General features: G+C 39.8%; 1 pseudogene. It reads right to left on the bottom strand.

Going from position 1 to position 643, the window contains the following annotated elements:
• A pseudogene (locus K7G79_RS14700) lies at window positions 1-643 on the bottom strand (hypothetical protein); the annotation flags it as partial.

Below are 643 nucleotides of genomic sequence, written 5' to 3'. Positions count from 1 at the left end.
CTTTTTCAATAATCTCATATTTTATCCTTCCATACTTTGCTGAGGTAACAAGATAATCATTCAAGGCTTCATCTTTTGTATTAATTTCCCCTGCCATTTCTTCTATCCGTTTCCACATGTCAACACTTTCTTTCTTTTCAGCCAAAACAGCCTCTACAAGCCCTTCCTTAATAACGTAATCAAAGTGTTTTTTTAACATTCCCGATCCATGTATATACTGATCTCTGGTCCACACCACACTGTAACTACCGTAACGCGTATATTTCCCTCGTAATACTGCTTTTGCTGACAACAAACTTATTTCTCTAAGTTTTGGAATATCATCATCCGAAAATCCTTTGTACCTTGCAAATTCAGTGAAAAGCTCCTCTTCAGACCTGCTGGTATTTTGCGCCCATTTAGACATTACGTAAGCATTCTGTTCCGCCCAAAACTCATTTTTTAAATGAGGCCCCAACCAGCCTCCCCCACGAGACCAGGTCCAAACACCAGCGAATGTACTGGAGTCTTTAATATCGTTCAAACTCTGAGTTTGTTCTGGCTCCATAAGATAATCATACTCTTCAAAACCTTCAATCACACCTTTTGCAATGTAATTGGGATGAGCCTGCTTCCCTTCATACTCTCGCTGACATTGAACCTC

This window comes from Aestuariivivens sp. NBU2969 (genome assembly GCF_019931125.1).
Lineage (GTDB): Bacteria > Bacteroidota > Bacteroidia > Flavobacteriales > Flavobacteriaceae > Aestuariivivens > Aestuariivivens marinum.
This window is presented reverse-complemented; position numbering and strand designations above follow the sequence as displayed.